The 20,575-nt window shown below is 32.2% G+C and carries 14 protein-coding genes; 2 read left to right on the top strand and 12 right to left on the bottom strand.

Features of this window, described 5'->3' with window-relative positions; all coding sequences use genetic code 11:
- Window positions 1–1,183: 1,183 nt before the first annotated feature.
- Window positions 1,184–2,368, top strand: coding sequence for an argininosuccinate synthase (locus tag AW729_RS08295; protein WP_112124670.1), 1,185 nt, complete (start codon window positions 1,184–1,186; stop codon window positions 2,366–2,368).
- 162 nt (window positions 2,369–2,530) lie between these two features.
- Here AW729_RS08295 and AW729_RS08290 read toward each other — a convergent pair whose 3' ends face one another.
- From AW729_RS08290 to AW729_RS08250, 9 genes are all read right to left on the bottom strand, one after another.
- Window positions 2,531–3,685: an aldo/keto reductase gene (locus AW729_RS08290; RefSeq protein ID WP_112124669.1), complete on the bottom strand. Its 1,155-nt coding sequence runs from the start codon at window positions 3,683–3,685 to the stop codon at window positions 2,531–2,533.
- A gap of 34 nt (window positions 3,686–3,719) precedes the next feature.
- Entirely contained in the window at window positions 3,720–4,274 is a 555-nt protein-coding gene (locus tag AW729_RS08285) for a TetR/AcrR family transcriptional regulator (protein ID WP_112124668.1), read from the bottom strand.
- Between the two features lie 267 nt (window positions 4,275–4,541).
- On the bottom strand, window positions 4,542–4,877 hold the full coding sequence (locus AW729_RS08280) for a transposase (RefSeq protein ID WP_162685868.1): 336 nt from the start codon (window positions 4,875–4,877) through the stop codon (window positions 4,542–4,544).
- A 16-nt stretch (window positions 4,878–4,893) separates the two neighbouring features.
- Window positions 4,894–5,097, bottom strand: coding sequence for a hypothetical protein (locus AW729_RS11325; RefSeq protein ID WP_162685867.1), 204 nt, complete (start codon window positions 5,095–5,097; stop codon window positions 4,894–4,896).
- Window positions 5,098–5,194: 97 nt separating this feature from the next.
- Window positions 5,195–5,590, bottom strand: coding sequence for a transposase (locus AW729_RS08275; protein WP_162685866.1), 396 nt, complete (start codon window positions 5,588–5,590; stop codon window positions 5,195–5,197).
- Between the two features lie 81 nt (window positions 5,591–5,671).
- Entirely contained in the window at window positions 5,672–7,096 is a 1,425-nt protein-coding gene (locus tag AW729_RS11320) for a hypothetical protein (RefSeq protein WP_162685865.1), read from the bottom strand.
- A 604-nt stretch (window positions 7,097–7,700) separates the two neighbouring features.
- The gene (locus tag AW729_RS08260; protein WP_112124664.1) at window positions 7,701–11,321 is read right to left on the bottom strand and encodes a right-handed parallel beta-helix repeat-containing protein; all 3,621 of its coding nucleotides are present in this window, start codon (window positions 11,319–11,321) and stop codon (window positions 7,701–7,703) included.
- Window positions 11,322–11,867: 546 nt separating this feature from the next.
- Entirely contained in the window at window positions 11,868–12,224 is a 357-nt protein-coding gene (locus AW729_RS08255; RefSeq protein WP_162685864.1) for an IS200/IS605 family accessory protein TnpB-related protein, read from the bottom strand.
- A gap of 591 nt (window positions 12,225–12,815) precedes the next feature.
- Window positions 12,816–14,771, bottom strand: coding sequence for a cation-translocating P-type ATPase (locus tag AW729_RS08250; protein WP_112124662.1), 1,956 nt, complete (start codon window positions 14,769–14,771; stop codon window positions 12,816–12,818).
- A 433-nt stretch (window positions 14,772–15,204) separates the two neighbouring features.
- On the opposite strand from AW729_RS08250, the gene AW729_RS08245 reads away from it, so the two are divergent.
- A complete protein-coding gene (locus tag AW729_RS08245; protein WP_112124661.1) occupies window positions 15,205–15,975 on the top strand; it encodes an SDR family NAD(P)-dependent oxidoreductase in 771 nt (256 codons plus the stop codon).
- 247 nt (window positions 15,976–16,222) lie between these two features.
- On the opposite strand, the gene AW729_RS08240 is transcribed toward AW729_RS08245, so the two are convergent.
- From AW729_RS08240 to AW729_RS08230, 3 genes are all read right to left on the bottom strand, one after another.
- Window positions 16,223–17,923, bottom strand: a complete 1,701-nt coding sequence (locus AW729_RS08240) for an NAD(P)/FAD-dependent oxidoreductase (RefSeq protein WP_236951219.1) — start codon at window positions 17,921–17,923, stop codon at window positions 16,223–16,225.
- 436 nt (window positions 17,924–18,359) lie between these two features.
- Window positions 18,360–19,421 carry a Ni-sirohydrochlorin a,c-diamide reductive cyclase catalytic subunit gene (gene cfbD / locus AW729_RS08235; RefSeq protein ID WP_112125266.1) on the bottom strand — a complete coding sequence of 354 codons (1,062 nt, stop codon included), beginning with the start codon at window positions 19,419–19,421 and terminating at the stop codon, window positions 18,360–18,362.
- Window positions 19,421–20,575 carry a UDP binding domain-containing protein gene (locus AW729_RS08230; protein WP_112124660.1) on the bottom strand — a complete coding sequence of 385 codons (1,155 nt, stop codon included), beginning with the start codon at window positions 20,573–20,575 and terminating at the stop codon, window positions 19,421–19,423. The genes cfbD and AW729_RS08230 overlap by 1 nt, the downstream gene beginning before the upstream one ends.

Raw genomic sequence — 20,575 nt, 5'->3', positions numbered from 1 at the left:
GCAAGTTTACAAATAAATACATATACATGTACTTAAAAAAATAAAGTTCAATAATTAGGGATTGAATATATGCATAATTTTTTAACAAACAAAACAGGTGAATAGATATGACAGTTTTTAAAATAGAGGTTCTTTTTACATTATGTTTGATGATATTATGCCTAATTTTAGGCATTTACAACTACTTTAAAACAGGAACTTTTGAAAACTTACATATACTAATAATAGGTATTGTTGCATGTTTTTTAATGTATATAACCAATGAGTAGTGATTTCTATGAACATTAAGTATGATAATTTGCTAATTGAAATTATTTCAGTAATCTCTCTTGTAGTTATGATTGTTTTTCAATTGGATATATTCTATGACTGTATGATAATCATTTCATTGTCGTTGTTAACCATAGTTGTAAATAAACGGAATAAAAAATAAAATCCAGTTTAGTTTATATAATAAATATATTGAGGGTAGAACAATTATACCAAATAATAAAACTAATTATATTGATAAAATAATTGTACCCTTTGATGATTACGGCAATTACAATAAAGATAATGTAACTTATATTGATTCAATTAAAAGAGCATACATCATTCCTAAAAACGAAACTTATAACTATTTTTAAGGGGATTTATATGATAATTAGTAATATAGTATCAAAGTACCAATTGATATTTTTAAATGCTGGAGGAAGTTTTTATGCCAACACTCAAAATATAAGAAAAATATCAACTTAATAATAGATTGCATAAATCCTATGAAACACTAGATAATGATAATTATAGTGAGTAATCATGATGACAATCATCAAAAAACAGATAACAAAAACAACTTCATAAGCTTTAAATTATACACCGAAAACTCAAACATGTCACACTAGAAGAATAGAATCGAAAATTTTTTTCTCCAAAACAATATCTAAGAAATATAAAAGAAAATATAAAACAAAGGAAGGAAGACTGGCAAGAATACCTTAAAAAAAGAAAGATACAAAATAAACAAAGAATGTATTACTCAAAAACCCCATCCCCCCTAATTTTTTAAAGAGTCGACCCGATAGTTAAAGGTATAATTTAATAGAAATCAAGAACATATATTAATATATACTAAATTTATAATAAAAAAGTCAATTCAATTTAATATATAAAAATAATCAAAAAAACTAAAAACAAAGGTGAAATAATGGATAAAGTAGTACTAGCTTTTAGTGGAGGATTAGACACCTCCGTATGTGTAAAATTATTGGAAGAAAAATATGACATGGAAGTAATCACGGCTTGTGTAGATGTAGGTCAGCCAGAAGATGAAATAGAAAGACCACAAAAAGCTGCAGAAAAAATCGGTTCAGCAAAACACTACACAATAGATGCAAAAGAGGAATTTGCAAAAGATTATGCATTCAGATGTATAAAAACAAACGCATTATATGAAGGATACCCATTAAGTACAGCATTTGCAAGACCACTTATTGCAAAAAAAATTGTTGAAATAGCTAAAAAAGAAAATGCTACAACAATAGCACACGGCTGTACCGGAAAAGGTAATGACCAATTCAGATTTGAAGCTACTATAAGATCAGAGTCAGACATAGACATCGTAGCACCTGTAAGAGACTATAACCTTACAAGAACAGAAGAACAGGAATATGCAAAGGAACATGGAATACCATTACCATCAGAAAAAATATACAGTATAGATGAAAACCTATGGGGCAGATCAATAGAAGGCGGCCTACTAGAAGACCCTGCAACAGCCGCTCCTGAAGATATCTACGCTTGGACCAAATCAACAATCGATGCACCTGATGAACCACAAATAGTTAAGATAACATTCAAAAACGGTGAACCAGTAGCTATTGATGATGAAGAACTTAATCCTGTAAGTCTTATCAGAAAAGCAAATGCCATAGCCGGTGAACATGGTATAGGTAGAATAGACATGATTGAAGATAGAATCATAGGCTTGAAATCAAGAGAAAACTATGAAACACCAGGAGCAATCCTCTTAATAACAGCTCATTCAGCCTTAGAAAAACTAATCTTCAGTAGAAAGGAAATTAAATTTGCAGAAAACCTAAGTCAAACATATGCGGAACTGGTATATAACGGATTATGGAATGAACCATTAAGAGAAGACCTGGATGTTGTAAATGACCACATGCAAAGAAGAGTAAACGGCTGCGTTGAAGTAAGATTACACAAAGGATCAATGAAAGTAATTACCAAAAAATCATCATGTGCAATATACAATGAAGACACAGTATCCTTTGAAGACAAGGAATTAATCGATCAAAGAGAAATGATTGGTATGGTAAAATACCATGACATACAAGGGGCAGAATACGCCAAAGTATGTAAAAAAGAGTAAATATTAATCCCCCACCCTATTTTTAATTTTTTTTAAAAAAAAATAATGCCATTATTGGGACTGAAGTCCATATTCAACTAAGTTTATAAGAAAAAAAGTAAAGAACGGATAATGCTAAATAAAAATGATTATCCGATTATGGTTTTGAAAATATTATCCCGCCTAGGTGGATAAAAATTCTTTCATCATAGGATTGTTTAACTTCTTATCAACATCTTTTAACAGTTCATGTATATCCAAGTGTTGCGGACAATATTTTTCACATGCCTGACATTCTATACAATCATTTGCCGCACCATGTTCATCGCTTTCGGCAATTACAAGGTAGCTAACAGATGCGTTAATTGGATCTCCACCCTGCGTTATATTAATGTGATTTGTGTTATATATGGAAAAGTACTTGGATATAGGAATATTAACAGGACAATGCTCTATACAGTAGTTACATTCAGTACATTTAATAGGGGTTAACTCATTTACTACATCACATGCCTTTAAAATCAATTCATGTTCTTCATCATTGAGCGGTTTGATATCCTTGAATATGTTTATGCTACTTTTCATCTGGTCTATGCTACTTACACCATTTAGAATCATGAAAACATTGTCCAAGTCATTGCAGAATCTTAATGCCCATGATACATTTTCAGATTCATTATCATATTCCTTGAATATCTCTTCAGCTTGTTGTGGTAAGTTAGCTAAAGCTCCACCCTTAACAGGTTCCATTACAATAACAGGCTTATTATATTCACATGCTATTTCATAGCATCTTCTTGACTCTACTGATGGATTATCCCAGTCCAAGTAGTTAATTTGTAGTTGAACGAAGTCACAGTCAGGAAATGCCTCCAATGCCTCAATTAATGCATCCGGTTTGTCATGGAAGGAAAATCCCATGTGCTTGATTTTTCCCTCACGCTTTTTTTGTCTTACAAATTCAAATGAATCAAAATCATATACTGCATGATGTGTCATCTCATTAACATTATGTATCAGATAATAATCAAAATAGTCCACGCCACACTTTTCGAGTTGTTCATTGAAGAACTTTTCCATATCCTCGGCTTTGGTAACTGAAAATATTGGTAATTTTGTAGCTACAATAAAATCCTCCCTTGGATATCTGTCAACTACTGCCTCTTTGAGTACGTTTTCACTTACACCATTATGATAAGGATATGCCGTGTCAAAGTATTTGCCACCGTTTTCTATAAATGCATCCACCATCTGTTTTACCTGTTCCACATCTACCTTTGTTGGATCATTTTCATCCAATTGTGGAAGACGCATCATTCCAAAAGCAAATTTATCCATAATTAATCACCTATTAATAATAAATTCATGTATCCTATGGGCTAACTCCATCCCACAAGTAATCGAAGGATACATCTTTTATATGTTCTACTTCTTTATCAGGATTTTTTTCTATGAATTCCAATGTTGCTATTAAGCAACCAAACATTATGTAGCTGAACAAATCATAATATATTTTGACTTCATTTCTTTCTCTAAACTTATTATATACGTTTTCAAAGAATTTTGATTCATCATTGATTTGTTGTATCGTTTTATCAGTTATTACTGGTGAATTTCTAAAGAGGACTATGAATCTAAAAGTATCCTGGTTGTCTAGTGCATAGTCTATACATCGGGACCATAATTCTATCATTCCCTTTTTGAAATCTTTTTTCTCTTTTAGATTTTTTGCATAGTTACAGTAATCCCTGTTAGCATATAAATAGAGTTGATTGATCAATTCCTGTTTAGATGGATAGTAGTTGAATAATGTTCCGACACTTATATTTGCATCCTTAGCAATTTCAGCGGTAGTCGTTGAACCATATCCTTTTTTACCAAATATTTTTAGTCCTGACTCCATTATACGTTGCTGTTTTTCATTCATAGAGACACTCCTGAAAAAATACTCTTATATATATGACTATATAGTCAATTAATTATATATATTTATGTGTAAAAAAATCAGAGTGTTGGCATAAAGTCTGTTTTTTCACTCTTTTGTAATACTGTTTGATTTTTTTAGTTCTGTTAGTTTGAATTTGATGTCATCAAATTCTTGTATTATTTCTAACATGTAGTCATCTATATGGTATTTTACTAAGTTTTAAAGTTTATTGTGTCATCTGCTTCTAATTTTTCATATGTGGTGGATTTATGATTTAATGTTTCTCCAGAGGGATATTGAAAATGTGTCTTTGTCAAAATTGTATGTAAAATTGTCTTTATGGAATAGATTGTCTGGTATTTTACCTTGATTTATCCTGTTTTGTCCTTGATCTGATATTATTCCATCATAACCTTCTTTTTCAAGATATTGAAGAGTAGATTCTTGTTTATAGATTGTATCTGCACTTACTTTGTGGGGTTTTGTCGGTAAATTCTCTACTGCTTTATTCATTGTTGGTGGTAATTCATGATGATCTGTGGGATGTTGTGATATGTGTACAGCACAAATTAACTTTGATTGTGTGTCTGTTGCTAATTGCATGTTATGTGATGGCTCTTTATGACCTTTTTTTAGTCTGCATACTTTGTAAATCAATATCGAATGCAGGAATCTTATTTTTTCCATTATTGTCCATAATTTCAATCATTTTCTTTAATAACTCTAGTTTACGTTCAGTAGTCATAACAGGATTATAATAGAATTTTCTTGCTGGACGACGAAGATCATCAATCGCTTCACTTGATGGCGAATCAGATTTCAAGTTTTTTATCAAAACTAAAGCATCTTCATAGTAAATTACATTAAATTAAGAGTTAATTGCTTTAATTATGGTTCCAACGACACAAACAAAATCAAAATCAGTTAATCCTAAAGTATACGCTAAATTTAAGGTAAGAGCTAAACATTTGCTTAAATAAATTACCATAATCCTGCATAAATTTACGTAAAACTCTTCCAGAAGGTTGTAAATCACCACATGCATATCTGAATTTCTGATGAAACCTGGCCATTTCAGCTAATTCATCAGTTCCATCAACATGACGTAATGCACTGTAAATTAAAAGAGATACGAGATATTCTGGAGGATTAACAGGCTTACCCTTCTCTTTAATATCCACAACTTCATATATCCTATCTTTATTGGATAACACAAAATAAGTTAACAAAAACACAATATCATCACTTGGAATCTCATCATCTAAACAACCGCAATACCCTTTTCTCTGTTTCAAATCCACAACTTTTACTCCCAATATATAAACACCAAATTATTTTTAATTTCCAATATAAATATATGTAATTACGTTGCTGTTGAATATGAGGTTGTTTTTTTTTTAGTTGTATGTGGTTTGGTAGTTGAGTGGTGTGTTTTGGTTTAGTATGTTTCTGTGTGTCCATCGTATTTGTTGTTCTCGTATTCTTCTTTTTAGTCCTTCTAGTGTTCTGTATATTCTTTTTTGACATCTTGGTAGGGTTGTTCTGTAGTAGTTTTCTACTCTGTTGTTTGTTGCTGGTATTGATTCGTTTTCTAGGTGATTTAGCATTACGTCTAATTTGGATTCTATTTTATCTAAGAATGATGCTATTATGGGGTTTAGTTGGTCTTTTTGGTTGTGTATTGTGTCGTATCTTCTTTTTGCTTGTTTGAATGTTTTGGATTCCCATATTTTATGTACTCGTTCTTTTTGTTTGTCAATTTTTTTGAGTTCCTTTTCTATTTCTTTGATTTCTTTTTTGTAGTCTTTTATTTTGTTTTCGTATTTTTTTATTCTTTTTTCTTGTCTTATTGTTTTTTTGTCTGAATATGGTGTTCTTCCTGTATAAATCTTTTTTACTGCCTTGATATTTGCTATTTTTTCTTTATTATCTTTGATTTTTCCTTCTAGTGTTTTGATTTGTCTGTTTTTTCTGTTTATGTATTTGGTTAGTGGTGTCATGAGGTTTTGCATTATGTGGAAGAAGCATCGATGTTGTATTGCTCCTACTGCTTCTATTATGCTTTTGTATCCTTTACGTCCGTCAGTAACTATGACTTCAACTGGTTGATCTTTCAATGATTCTTCTAGGAATTCTTGTATGGTTTGGTTATTGTAATCTTCTTCACATACAAGAAAATCGCCTATAATAAGTTTATTATGGTAATCTATCAATGTAAGTCTTAAATATAGTTTTTTATTTACAAAGACGTACTGTTCGTCAAAGCAATATATGCCGGAAGCTTTTATATCGAGTTCTTTTATTCTTTTGAATTGTAGGTGTTCTAAATATTCGAAGAGTTCTGTTGAGTATTTTTTATGATAATAGAACAAGGTAGATCTGTGGGGTTTTGCACCCATTTGATTGGCTATTTCCTCTGATTTTTTCTCATATGATTCATAATTAACCAAATTAATCAATACGCTCTTTTCTTGTACTGATTTAGTATACGTACAATTTTTTTCTTTAATAGATTTTGCTGAAGCCATCCAACTACTGTTTTCACATTTTCTATGGTTATATTTTTGTAAATGTATTTCATCTGTATTGTTGATATAATCAGACTTATATCCATTACGTGTAAGAGGTTTATTACATACATGACAAATAGTTTCTCTTTTTATGATACGTAATTTTTTATTACATATTTTACAGATAACTAAGAGGTGTTCAATTAATTCGGGATTGATATCTTCGTAAACTTCTACATCACCAGAGGGACCACAAAAAATAAATGGAAGTTCACTCAAACATTTATATGTGGAGTTTGTATTTTTCTTCATAATAATATATATTACTCCACACATTATATAAACATTTATACAACCTTATTTTCAAAAATAACATTCTAAACAATATTAATATTTATAATAGACTTAATATTTATCACAATATTAATAAATAATGATATAAATCACTGTTTTAATAATTTAAACAAAGCCCTAATTAAATATTATAAAAACTTACCTAAAACTATTAAAATAATGAATAACAAATATATAATTATCAATTCAAAATAAAAAGAGTTTGTTATTTTTAGATTAAAAAATAAAGATTAATTTATGCAATAATTTCTAATTAAAGTTTTAATAATACTTTAATTTCTGATTTAAGCAACCTGATTTTCAACAGCAACTAATTACTAATTTTTTTTAAATGTTATGCTATAATAATTATTATAATCATAAAATAAAATTAAATATAAAATATTTTAAAAAAATAAGTGCTTTTATCAAAGAAAAAATTGAATTTTAAAAAAAAGTATTACTCAAAAAATAGGAAAAATCTTTTTTGCCAACACCCCAAATACTTTTGGCCAAGTCTCGTATTTATAGTGGAGAGGATAGAAAAAAAAGGGGGTGAAGATTTAAATCCTTTTTAATGGATCTAATTATTTGATGGCTTTGCTACAGTTAACGTTGCCTCTGCTGTTAGTTTTTCACTGTTTGATGATATGTACACAGCAGTAATAGTATAAGTATCCGTCTTCATGGATTCTGGTATTGTGTAATTTACAGTTACCTGGCCGTTAACCACTTTAGCGTATATTACTTTACCATTTTCATCTTTGACAGTTTTACCGTTGATTTTAAATACTATTTTACCGGTATTGATTGTATTGTCACTTAGTGTTGCCGTAAGTTGTACCTGTGAACCGGCAGTTGACGTGATGTCACTAGTTGTTAATGTTACTTCTTTTGGTGTTACTGTCATGTCTATCTTTCCACTTGACATTTTTTCCAGATCCGCAGAACCGGAGTATATTGCCTCTATTGTGGATTGGTTATTCCATGTATCTGGTACAAGATAGTTTTCTATTGTTGCCTGTCCGTTTACTACTTTTACATAGATTATCTTACCGTTTGTGTCTTTAAGGGTTTTACCGTTTACTTTGAAGGTTACTTTTCCCTTGTTGATGTCTGTTGCTATATCATCACCGTAGTATATGCTTGCCGTGATTGTTGCATTTGTACCTTGTGTAAATTCTGTCGTGTCTATTTGAAGTGAGTATTCCTTGACAGGCTCTGCAGGTAGATTGAGTTGTATTACATTATTTGTTCCATTGTTGTCAAGTACTGCAGCATCACCCACAAGGGTTCTTGCAATGAGGGTATTCTCAGTTACTGATGAATCTTTCACATTATATAATGCAACTGCATAGTCATCTGTCGTTGTAATGTTGTTATTTATTAGGTAAAGTTCTGTATACTTGTTGGCGGTAACTCCCGTTCCGTTTTCCACTTCTATAACATTGTTGTTAAGGGTTGTGTTTCTGGACCATTGGAGTAATACTCCTGTACTTACTGCAGGGAAGTAGTCTACTGTTCCACCAGTTATGTTGGTAAGTGCATATGATTTTATGGTGTTGTTTTCTATGGTTACATTTACTCCTGTGAGTGCTATACCTGCTGGGTTGTATCCCTGTGCTGTTATGTTGTTTCCTGCTATTGTAGTGTTTTTTCCACCGAAATGTTCTATACTGTATGGGTTATTACCGTATGATGTGATGTTGTTGTTTAGTATCTTGTTGTTATATACTGCAGTTCCTTTATTTTCATCATATGTTGCTCCACCATATCCTCGGTCCTCAATTACAACTGCATATCCACTGTCTTCTTCTTTACCATTGATTCCTGCATGTCCATAACCAGAGTATAAGGTAATATTATTGTTTTCTACAGTGTTATTCTGCATATCCACTCCGGTAATATATACACCTGCAGTATAATGTGTACCATTTACTACAATATTGTTACCTGATATGTTGGTATTTGAGGCACAGTTTTCTATTGCATATAAATATTTATGACCACTTAAGTACATGTTATTATTTATTAATTCCGTATGGTTATTGCAGTTGTAAATTGACCACAAAGTTGAATAGTTTCCCCTGTAGGATAATTCTGTAAGGTTAATTGTATTATTGTCAAATCTTACATATCTACCTTGTGATGATTGTTGGAAATAAATTGGAGCAACTTTTGGTCTGGCATCATTACTCCAGTCAATATCATCAGTCATTATTCCCAAATCAATTTTACAGTTTCTGACAATACCTGCTAATTCAGGAATGTCCTGTTCCCTTTGATTTTGGAAAGTTATGATATTGGTAATATCTTCTGGAATATCCCATAATTCTCCACTTATTGTTAAGTTTTCAACAATTGCCGTGTGATTGTTTCTGGCATTAAATCTGACCAGACTCATTACTCTTGGTGTTCCCTCACCATTTATTCCTAACTTGATTGTGAAATTAGCAAATAATTTTAATCCTTGAGAAACCATAAGCTCATCTACTCTTAATGTAGGATTGTCTTTACCTACAAGACTTATACATCCAACATTTGAACCTACAGCGAATGCTAAAACAGATTGTTGATTAAATATAGTACATGCGGACTGATCCAGTACCCATATACTATCATTATGCTGACGTATTTTTTGATTATTAAAACTTACCCATCCATCATCTATGTCAAACCAGTTATATATGTTTTCACTTGTAATTTCAATGATTTCACCGGCAGTCTTAATGTTTCCATGGGATGTAGGAGTAGCTTGATGACAAGTACAGGTTACAGCAGTACACCCACTTCCACAAGGAGTATTATTAGTGTAAGTACTTGGATAGTTTCCTAAAAATTCTCCACAGAAAATATTATTTTTAACAGTTACATTGGTAAAATCTGAGGTGATTTTAATATTTCCACAAATATGGTTGTATTCTAGATAAACATTGTTTTTAGTTATGTTCACCATTTTACTGATATTATTGCCGATTAATCGAACATTTTGTGTATTGACAAGTACTCCATCAAATATTGTGTTATTGTATAATGAGGAACCTGTCTGAGCAGTAACTTTTTTAGTAATGGTATTGTTGGTTAGTGTTGAGTTTGCACCGCTTGTAACGGTACCCGTAAGTGTGTTGTTTTCAATAGTACTGTTATTGGTTGCCTTGAAGGATGCACCATTATTTACGGTATTATTATAATAATAGTTTCCTTTATATCTTTCACTATTATTACCAATTTGTGGTGTTGCAGGATCAGTATAAGCCCATTGTGTAGTGATACCTTGACCATAAATGTTCACAATATTGTTTGCAATTAAGTTATCATGTCCTGTTAACGTTATACCATAGGTAATGTCGGATTCACCTTCTGCACGACTAATAGTATTATTCGTAATATTATTATATGAATTTAATTCAATATCATCTTCTGCTATATTTGCCACATTGTAAGTGGTTAAATATAGTAAATTACCAACAGTTCCACTTCCAATTATTGTATTATTATCTATTGTTGAATAACTGGTTCCAGCAAGTACCAATGTGCTGTATCCACCATTATTGTTTGTATTGAAGTAACTGTTTTTAACTGTGATGTTGGTTGAATCATCACGTATGGACATTATTCCTACTTCTGTTCCTACAGTATTGTCTGTAACGGTAACACTAACACCATCAAATACTATGCTGTTTGTATTGTTTACATATATTTCAGTGTTATGGAAATGTATGTTCGTGATGTTTGAGCCTGCAGCTCCTGCTACAAAGTTAAATGACGTATAATGTAACTGACTGTTGGGAAGATTATATCCCATGGAAGTATTCAAATCTATTGTGTTATTGTTATCACTTGTTAAATTAATGGCCTTGTTAATAATATATGATTTGTCATTTTTTGAAATGTCGGCATTAATTTTAATTGTTGAACCATCCGTTACACCAGTTAAATAACCGTCAGAATCAAACAGATTATTAAAATCTGCTTCTGAATTAACGATTATTGGTGTCGGATCCTGTTTTAAATTCCTTGTTTCTTTTGTTATTATATTATCTTCACTTACAGTTGTCTGCTCTTGTACGTTTGATACCATTGGAGTATCATCTGCCATAACAGTTGTGTCAGCTGTTGAATCATCAACATCTGCAGCAACCACTACGCTCATACAAGCAATTAACAATGCAAGGAAAATAACTAGGTATTTCTTATTAAACATGATTGTTTCCTCTTATTGTATCTATTATAAAATACTGATATTCAAAACTATTTCCATTACGATACATATATCAATGATAACGAAATACTCTTGATTAAATTCAGTAATGTAAGGGGATAGTTTTTAAATCAAATAATTCATATCATTGTATTATTAGAAGCTTACTCTCATTTAAATGAAGGTAAAAACATGCATATTATTGAAATATTGTCTACTTTTAAAAAAAATTAATTTATAATCTATTTACATGAATGAATAATTTTTTTTAAAATGTTATTCAGAATTTTACTTTCACTCATCAAATAAGCTATATAATTATTTATTATTAATGAATAATATATTTTATTATTAAAAAATCAAAAATTATTGAATTATTTGGATATTGAACCTCTCCATCTTGTAAAAGATGGAGATTCTTGGGTTGTAAGTTTTTGTGGAAATTAAGTATACCAAGCTATCCCCCACGTCCCGTGGGTTCTAAATAGTATTGTTTCATTATCATTTATTTTAGTATTTCTTTTTTTGAAAGTATGTTTAAACCTTCTCTTAATATGTTAATCGCTGCGTTGAAGTCGCGGTCATGTGTGGTTTTACAATTGGACAAGTCCATTTTCTCATATCCAACGTTAGGTCGAATTTGTAACCACATATTCTGCATAGTTTATTGGATAGGTAAAATCGGTCTACTTGTATGAAATTTCTATTATTCCAGGATGATTTATATTTTAAGGTGTCTACGAATTTGCTGATACTTATCCTTTGTAGTTTAGAGGAAAACTTGTTGTTTTTCATCATTGATTTAATATTTAGAGTTTCCATACAAATATTTTGATATTTTAAAACTATCATATGGCTGATTTTATCAATGAAATCTTGTATTTTATTGGTTTTTTTATATACCATTTCCAATATTTTTTAGTTCTTTTCGGTAGTTTTTACTGTCAGGATTTTTTCTGCTGAGGCTTCTCTGGTATTTTTTGATCATTTCTTCTTCATAAGAAACGTCTAAATTGGCTATCTTCAGACCATTATTAATATTGCGAAGGTTTTTAATCCCATGTCAATACCCACACTTGCTTTAGATGCAGATAATTGTTTGTGTGTTGTTTCAATATTAATTACTCATAGTATTTTCCATTTTTGAATTCGACCGTGACATTATTAATTTTTTAAAATGCGAGCATATGATAAATATTCAAAGGGGTGTCATGATAAGTAATAATATATAATTATTTAAAATGATAACTAAGCCGATACTAATAAATAGTAAGTTTATAAAAGTATTACTCAAGAGTGAAAAAACATATTTTATGCCAACACTCAATCTGACAAAAAAACTTATGAAAATAAGACGGCAAAAATAATATTTCAGACAAATATCAAAAATAGAATGTATAACGTTTTTAAAAGTAGAAAGAACAAGCATTCGACTTGCAAACGGAAAAAAACAAAACAGATAATTAAAAAAAATAATGGAGGTAAATTGTTACATAACTATACTGCAACACTTTCCCTTAAATTATCAACATGCTGAGCTTCTGTCGTTTCTTTTTTAATCACATAGTCACTAAAGTCCCTGTCATATAGTGATGCTGCAAGTATTACTACTGCACATGAACCGATGTTATGTACAAGTGCACCGGTAATTGGATTTAAAAGTCCTAATACTGAACATATGATTGCAAGTGCATTTATTAACATGGAAATTGTAATACTTAAATGTATCGTGAATAAGGTTGAATTTGATAATTTTTTAAGATATGGTAGTTTTTCAATATCATCCCCTAATAATGCAATATCTGCTGCTTCTATTGCTATATCACTACCCATACCTGCCATTGCAACACTTACATCAGCAGTTTTAAGTGCTGGAGCATCATTAACTCCATCTCCAACCATACATACATTTTTACCTGAATCTTTTAATTGCTGTACAACTTCCACCTTATTTTCAGGTAATAATTCGGAGTGAATATTTTTTATACCAATTTTATTTGCAAAATAATTTGCCGCTTTTTGATTATCACCAGTAATTAATTCAACACTAGTGTCTAAGTTATTTTCCAGCGTATGAACAACTTTTGCAGAGTTTTCACGTAATACATCTGATAAACCTACGAGTCCGATTATTTTATTATTTAGTGCCACTATAATAGATGCCATACCGGAATCCCTTAATGAATCAAGATTTTCTGAAGCGGCGTTATCAAGTTGCATATCATAATCGCTTAATAGTTTTTTATTACCCGCATATATCGTATCGTTGTTGTATTTAACTTTAACTCCTTTACCCGGAATCATTTCAAAGTCATCGACATCCTGTATATTACCCATTTTTTGTTTTGCATAATTAACTACTGCTTTTCCTATTGGATGTTCTGATTTTTGTTCTGCTACTGCAACATATTCCAGTAATTTATCCTCTGAGATATTTTCATCCAGGGATATAAGTTGGGATACTTCAAGGTTACCATAGGTTAATGTTCCCGTCTTATCAAATCCGATACAATCAACTTTACCCATTTTTTCTAGTGCTTCACCTGATTTGATTAGTACACCCTGTTTTGTTGCCTGACCTATAGCGGCCATTATAGCAGTTGGTGTAGCAAGTATTAATGCACATGGACAGAATACGACCAGTATTGTAACGGCCCGGATTAATTCGCCGGTTATAAAGTATGTTACTATTGCGATTGCTAATGCTATAGGAACTAACCATGTTGCCCATTTATCTGCTATTCTCTGTGTTGGTGCCTGTTTTTCATCCGCTTCCTGTACCATTCTTATGAGTTTTTCTAAGGATGAATCCTTACCTACCTTGGTAGCTTTAAAATCGATTGCACCATATAAATTTAGTGTTCCCGCAAATACTTCATCATCAACTGATTTATCTAGAGGTAATGATTCACCGGTCATTACGGATTGATCGACTGACGTGTCACCGGTAATTATTATACCATCTGCTGGTATGGTTTCACCAGGAAGTACTCTTATTGTATCATTGATGTTTACATCTTTAGCTTCAACTTCTTTTTCTATAATTTTTCCATTTTCTTCTATTAATATTCTTGCTTTTTGTGGTTTTAAATTGATTAAATCTGCTAGTCCACGTTTAGATCTTTCAACTGTATAATCTTCAAGCAGTGCTCCAAGTGCCATGATAAAACATACTTCTCCGGCTGCAAATATCTCACCAATATATAATGATGCAAACATTGCCATTACAATTAAAAGTGCTGAAGATATCCAATGTTCATATATTAATCTACTTATGGCCAGATATAATAGTGGTAATCCACATATAATTATTGTTACCCATGCAGGATCAAGATAAGCCGGTACTTTTGTTCCAGTAATAACCAAAATTAAACTTATTGCTAGAAACACACCTCCAACTATCGTCATTTTTAATCCTTCAAAAAGTTCAATAAGTTTTAAAAACTTATTCATAGTATTACCTCCTTATAAATATTATTGTTGTATAGTAATACTATTGTAATACTACTATATAAAGGAATTTACTAAAAAGTAATACTTTAGTATTACATCAAAGAATAAAAAACGTTCAACAAAAGAATAGATAATAGATTTTAGAAAAGATAATTTTTAAAAATAATAAAAAGAAATAAAAAAATTACAAAAATAATAAAAAATAATATACAATATTAATTAACAAAAATAAGGTTTTTGAGGTGATTACATCAAAAAACAATAATAAAAATGAAAAAATTCTAGAAATGAAAAAAAGAAAAAACAATTACCAATAGCAAGATAATTTACTACAAATAGTGATAAATATATAAATAAAAAATGACAAATAATTAATTATAAGAATAAATAATAAGATACAAAATCTTATGAAAAATAAAGGAGAATAAAAAACATGAACGATTTATTTAACTTATCAGGACAAGTAGCATTAGTAAGTGGAGCAAGCTCAGGTATAGGAGTACAAATGGCAAAAGCATACGCAAGATACGGAGCAGACATTGTTGTAACCGGAAGAAGAAAAGAAAGACTCGACCAAGTAGCAGAAGAAATCAAAGAATTAGGAGTAGACTGCATAGGAGTAGTATGTGATGTAACAGACACAGAAAGTGTAGATAACTGCGTAAAAGAAGTAATGGACCACTACGGAAGAATAGATATATTACACAACAACGCAGGTTACGGTGCAACAAAAGAAGCAGAACTCTTAACAGACGACGAATGGAACAAAACCGTAGACGTAGACTTAACCGGTACATTCAAAATGTCAAGAGCAGTAGCACGTGAAGCAATGATTCCACAAAAATATGGACGTATCATAAACACCGCATCCATGTTCGGATTAGTAGGAACAATGGCAACCCCAACATCACCATACGCAGCAGCAAAAGGTGGAGTAGTAAACCTAACCAGACAATTAGCAGCTGAATGGGCAAAATACAACATCACAGTAAACGCAGTATGTCCAGGTACATTCCCAACAGAATTAACAGTAGACATAATTACCAGTGATGAATATGTAGCATACACAAAAACAGTAGTTCCTGTAGGAAGATCAGGTGTTGACGGCGAATTAGATTCAACCGTAGTATACTTAGCTTCCCCAAGTTCAAGTTACGTAACCGGTCAAGCTATAGCAGTTGACGGTGGATACACCTGTATATAAGTGAATAAATCACTTATTCATTTCTTTTTTTAAATTAAACCCCACATAATACAACAAAGCTAATTTTAACTAAAACATCATAATAACTATTTTTAGTCAATTAAAGAATAAATACAAAAACCAATAGTAAAACGAAAAAAACTACATATAACAACAATATACGAAAAATAGTTTCAAAAAAAGAATTAACTAACGATAAAAAATTAAAAATAAGATATATGATTAAAAATGAAAAAAAAATAATGGATTAGTTATCTAAAAAACCATTACTTCTTAAGTATTCCGTGAATGTCATTTCAGGAGTCATGTTTTCATCCCTGACGACGGATTTAATTTCCTTAGCCTCATCATCAGATTCTTCAACTGCATCTTCAGATACTTCTTCAGCTTCATCATCCGATTCTACACTACTATCAGGTTCTTCTTCAGTAGATTCATCAACTGCATCTTCCTTAACATCATCATCCTCTACTTCCTCAGATTCACTTTCTTCATCAGCATTATCAACCTGTTCATCCTGTGATTCATCAGTATTTTGAGCTTCAGTTGCATCAGCTAACTCTTCATCAGATACATCATGACTATCATCAACATCAAGTTCCTCTCCCGCTTCCAAACGTTCTATCTGTTCAAGACAATCCTCTGCTGCTTGAGCTATAGGATCAACCACGGTAGAAAGTGGTGGTGCATATGAAAATTCCATTGAAACTACATCTTCACATTTGAGTTTCTGACTCATAATAGCAGTCATTGTATCTACACGTTCAGCAACAGCTTCCTGTCCAAACATCTGACAACCAATAATCGTACCATCAGTTTTGGCAATTAATTTGATGAATAATGGCTCACTGCCAGGATAATAACGTGCACGTGACAATGAATCAACCCTACTGACTACCACGTCAATACCCTGATTAACTGCTTCCTGTTCGGTTATACCAATAGCACCCATTTCCATTTTACCAATCTGTGAAACGGTAGAGTTAAGAACAGGTTGGAATTCAATATCATGACCGGTTAAGTGTTTTGCAAGTATTATACCCTGACGTACCGCGGTAGTACCGAGTGGTGATAATGTAATTTCACCGGTAATAGCATTGGTTACCTGTACACAATCTCCTGCAGCATATACATTTTCAACGGATGTTTCCATATGATCATCCACTTCAATGGCAAACTTACCCATTTTACATCCGATACTTTCAGCAAGTTCAGTCTGTGGCCTTACACCAGTTGATAAGATAACCATATCAGCAGGCCTTTCCACCCCATCAATAGTAACAGATTCCACTTTAGTCTCACCGTTGATTGATTCAACAGCTGCCCCCGTTAATATTTCAATTTTATTGCTCTGAAGGTGTTCTTGGAACTTATCACTCATTTCCTTATCAAATGATCTTGGGAAGAGCTGTGGCACCATTTCAGCTATCGTTACTTCTAAACCTTTATTAGCTAACTCGGAACCTAATTCTAATCCAATAGCTCCACCACCGACTAATACTACACGTTTGGATTTGTTAGCATAATTCTGTATATCAAGACCATCTTCAACTGTTCTGACCTTAAATACTCCTTCTAAGTCTTTTCCTGGAATCGGTGGGATTAATGGTTTTCCACCAGTTGCTATGACAAGCTTATCATATTTCATAATCTGTTTATTACCGTTTTTATCTTCATAGACAACTTCACTTAGATCTTTATCGATTTCTGTAACAGTAGTTTCAGTAAGTATCCTAATATTCTTACGCATGTATTCTTCTGGTCTGTGCATGATAATATCATTAAAGCTATCAATATGTCCACCAATTACATATGGAATTGCACATGGTGAATATGCCACGTGTTTTTGCGTTGTAAACACTATTATCTGTGAATCTTCATCAAACTTTCTTATATTAGATGCTGTTGTTAATCCGGATGCTCCTCCGCCTATAATTACTATATTCAATCCTGTCACCTGTAGTTAATAATTATATTAGTATTAAAATTTACTATGATATTATATTTATAACTAGTATTATTTAGGTGTTTAGTTTTTATGGGAAATGAAAAGAGGAAAAAATACAAAATTCAATAAATGAAAAATAAAATAAACAATGAATAACAAGAATAAAGTTAGAAGATAATGATTAATAATAGAATCAAGTAAAGATAAAAATTACTGCAAAAACATGAAAAAATATATTTAAACTCACATATTAATAAGGGTACTCCATAAATGCATATATCAATCTTTTAAATCATGACTCCACTATTTACATAGTTATCACTGAAAATTAAGGATATATGATAATTATTAATTCTCATATATAAGAGCAGTATATTAAAAAAGTAGTTTAAGCCTTTTCCTTTTACAAGAATTAAAAATGGAAAAAAATAAATTATTATTCCATTAATCCTCTTATTGTCTGTGCAAATTCTGATTCTACGATTGATTTTGCCCCGAGTGTTTTTGAATGAGCATCCAACTCCGTAACCACATAATCAAATCCCATTTCTCTTAGTGGTTTTACTAGTCTTGGCCCATCAGTTAGTGCTACTGTTTTTGCATCCAATTTAGCCACGTCAACTGCATGTGGAACTCCCACTATTACCGCCAAGTCCACATTATCTTTTTGGAGTATTTCAAGTGCCTTGTCTCCTGTTATCGGGTACTCGTCAAGTCCTCCGGTGATGTAATCTGCATTCTTGTTTATCTTCTCGTTTACCTCTACAGCATGACTTTTGATGTATGGAAGTCCTATATCCTCATCAGTATTTGCTATAAACAGAGGTATGTTGTCCGGGTTATAAGCTGTCCAGCTTATTGTCATTATATCGGCAAAAAGGTAGCTTGTCTCTTTCTTGGCATTTAACACCAGTGCCACCTTTTTATTGTTGTTTATGTAATCAAGTATGACCTGTGCTACCTTTACCTTATTGTCTCCATAGTCTGGCTGGATGTATTCTCCTTTTGCCATTCCACGTGTCTTTTCCAGTTCGGTGGCCTTCTTGAGCATAAGCGATTGTCTTTCGACCTCTTCATCACTTATTATTCCAGCTTCGTTTGCAGCTTCAAGTGCCTGTATGGCACCAGATGTGTTGTCACCAGAGGAGTATCCCCCATGTGTTTCCACTACTATTATGTTTGAGTCAACGCCGGCTTCTCTTGCCGCATCCTTCATGTTTTCTCCGATTATCATGCTTGCACATGTTCCGACTATTCCAATGTTCTTTGGATGGAACGCTTCATAGACTTCCTGTATCGTTTCAATCAGTTTGTCTGCTGCTCCGAATATGAAGTCATTTTCTGTCATGGCCGTTGTTATTACTCGTATTCCTTCATCTTCTAGTAGTCTTCCAGTTCTAAAGCAGCACCCTGAAGGTCCGTGCATTATTATCACGTCTACTTCCATGTCACGCAGGGTGTAGAGAGCTGCTGCTATCGGGCTTGGTCTTGGATGTATCATAACATTTCACCTTTTTTTAGTCTGTATTGGCCTAGACTGCTGTATTTTTTGTTACTGAATTTTTCCTCATCTAAAATTGGTCTTGCCGTGATGATTACCTTTTCTATTCTGTCAGGATCTAAATTACGATATTCCTTTGTATCTGTCATGACTATTATACAATCTGCTTCATATGCTTCATCCAGGGTTATCTTTTTAGCACCATGGCTTTGAATCAATTCTTCGGATATTTTGTCGTCATGTACCCATACCTCAACGTCCCTTGAGACGAAGTCATCTATCAGGGTCAGTGATGCATTGTTGTCCTCGCTTTCTAGCGTGTCATCTTCAGTTACTCCCAGTACTGCCACTGTCGTCTCGAACATTGCAAGGTGTTCCTTTAGGTATAGTTCCTTTTCTGCCATATAGGACATATGGTATGCCACGTAGTTGTTTGTTTCACGACTTGTCTGTGATAGTTGTGCTGGCTCTCCGTATTCATCTGCCAGATTGACTATTTCCTGTGAGTCACGGCTTATTTCATTTTTTAGTACAGGCTGTGGATATGATATGTGGGTGTTTTCATCCTCATTTGCCAGGTCTATCGCTTCTATCAAGTCTATCGTCAATGCCTCCGATAGTATTGCCATCTGATTGGATAATGCTATGACGGTATCCGTGTATGCGTTCTGCAGTAGGGGTATTACTTCAGCCGTCTGTATGTGCTTTACGGTTTTGATTTCTTCGGGCAGATTTTTGTATATTTCTATTGTCTTTTCCAGGGATATATCGTTTGTAGCCGCTACCACTCTTGTATTGGCATTTATTGTAGTTGTATATGCCATGTTAATCTCTGGGATTAAATCGTATTCATCGATTATTTTAGACATCTTATATACCGTTCGTGGTGGCACTTTTGTATCAAATATTAGTAATGCGTCCAATCTTATATCATCACGTATTCTTTCACATGCCTCTTGTAATTTCTTAGTGTTATATTGACCATCCACGCAAGCATTTTGTGTGAAGATAATGACCTCCGAATTTGATATGTTGTCTACTTTACCTAATGGTGTTTGCACCATATTATCAGGGTCATACACTTCAATGTTTCCTATAGCTTCATATTTCTGAATATCAGTATAACTATCCGGATATAATGTTACGTTCAT

The organism is Methanosphaera sp. BMS, assembly GCF_003268005.1.
In the GTDB taxonomy this organism is placed as follows: domain Archaea; phylum Methanobacteriota; class Methanobacteria; order Methanobacteriales; family Methanobacteriaceae; genus Methanosphaera.
The sequence above is the reverse complement of the archived record's forward strand: the minus strand, read 5'-3'. Positions and strand labels throughout refer to the sequence as shown.

Excerpts from the sequence above, each read along its gene's own strand:
- AW729_RS08260 (WP_112124664.1), bottom strand. The coding sequence starts at position 11,321 with ATGTTTAATAAGAAATACCTAGTTATTTTCCTTGCATTGTTAATTGCT.
- AW729_RS08230 (WP_112124660.1), bottom strand. The coding sequence starts at position 20,575 with ATGAACGTAACATTATATCCGGATAGTTATACTGATATTCAGAAATAT.
- AW729_RS08295 (WP_112124670.1), top strand. The coding sequence starts at position 1,184 with ATGGATAAAGTAGTACTAGCTTTTAGTGGAGGATTAGACACCTCCGTA.
- AW729_RS08245 (WP_112124661.1), top strand. The coding sequence starts at position 15,205 with ATGAACGATTTATTTAACTTATCAGGACAAGTAGCATTAGTAAGTGGA.
- AW729_RS11320 (WP_162685865.1), bottom strand. The coding sequence starts at position 7,096 with ATGAAGAAAAATACAAACTCCACATATAAATGTTTGAGTGAACTTCCA.
- AW729_RS08280 (WP_162685868.1), bottom strand. The coding sequence starts at position 4,877 with ATGCAATTAGCAACAGACACACAATCAAAGTTAATTTGTGCTGTACAC.
- AW729_RS08250 (WP_112124662.1), bottom strand. The coding sequence starts at position 14,771 with ATGAATAAGTTTTTAAAACTTATTGAACTTTTTGAAGGATTAAAAATG.
- AW729_RS08290 (WP_112124669.1), bottom strand. The coding sequence starts at position 3,685 with ATGGATAAATTTGCTTTTGGAATGATGCGTCTTCCACAATTGGATGAA.
- AW729_RS08255 (WP_162685864.1), bottom strand. The coding sequence starts at position 12,224 with ATGGTATATAAAAAAACCAATAAAATACAAGATTTCATTGATAAAATC.
- AW729_RS08285 (WP_112124668.1), bottom strand. The coding sequence starts at position 4,274 with ATGAATGAAAAACAGCAACGTATAATGGAGTCAGGACTAAAAATATTT.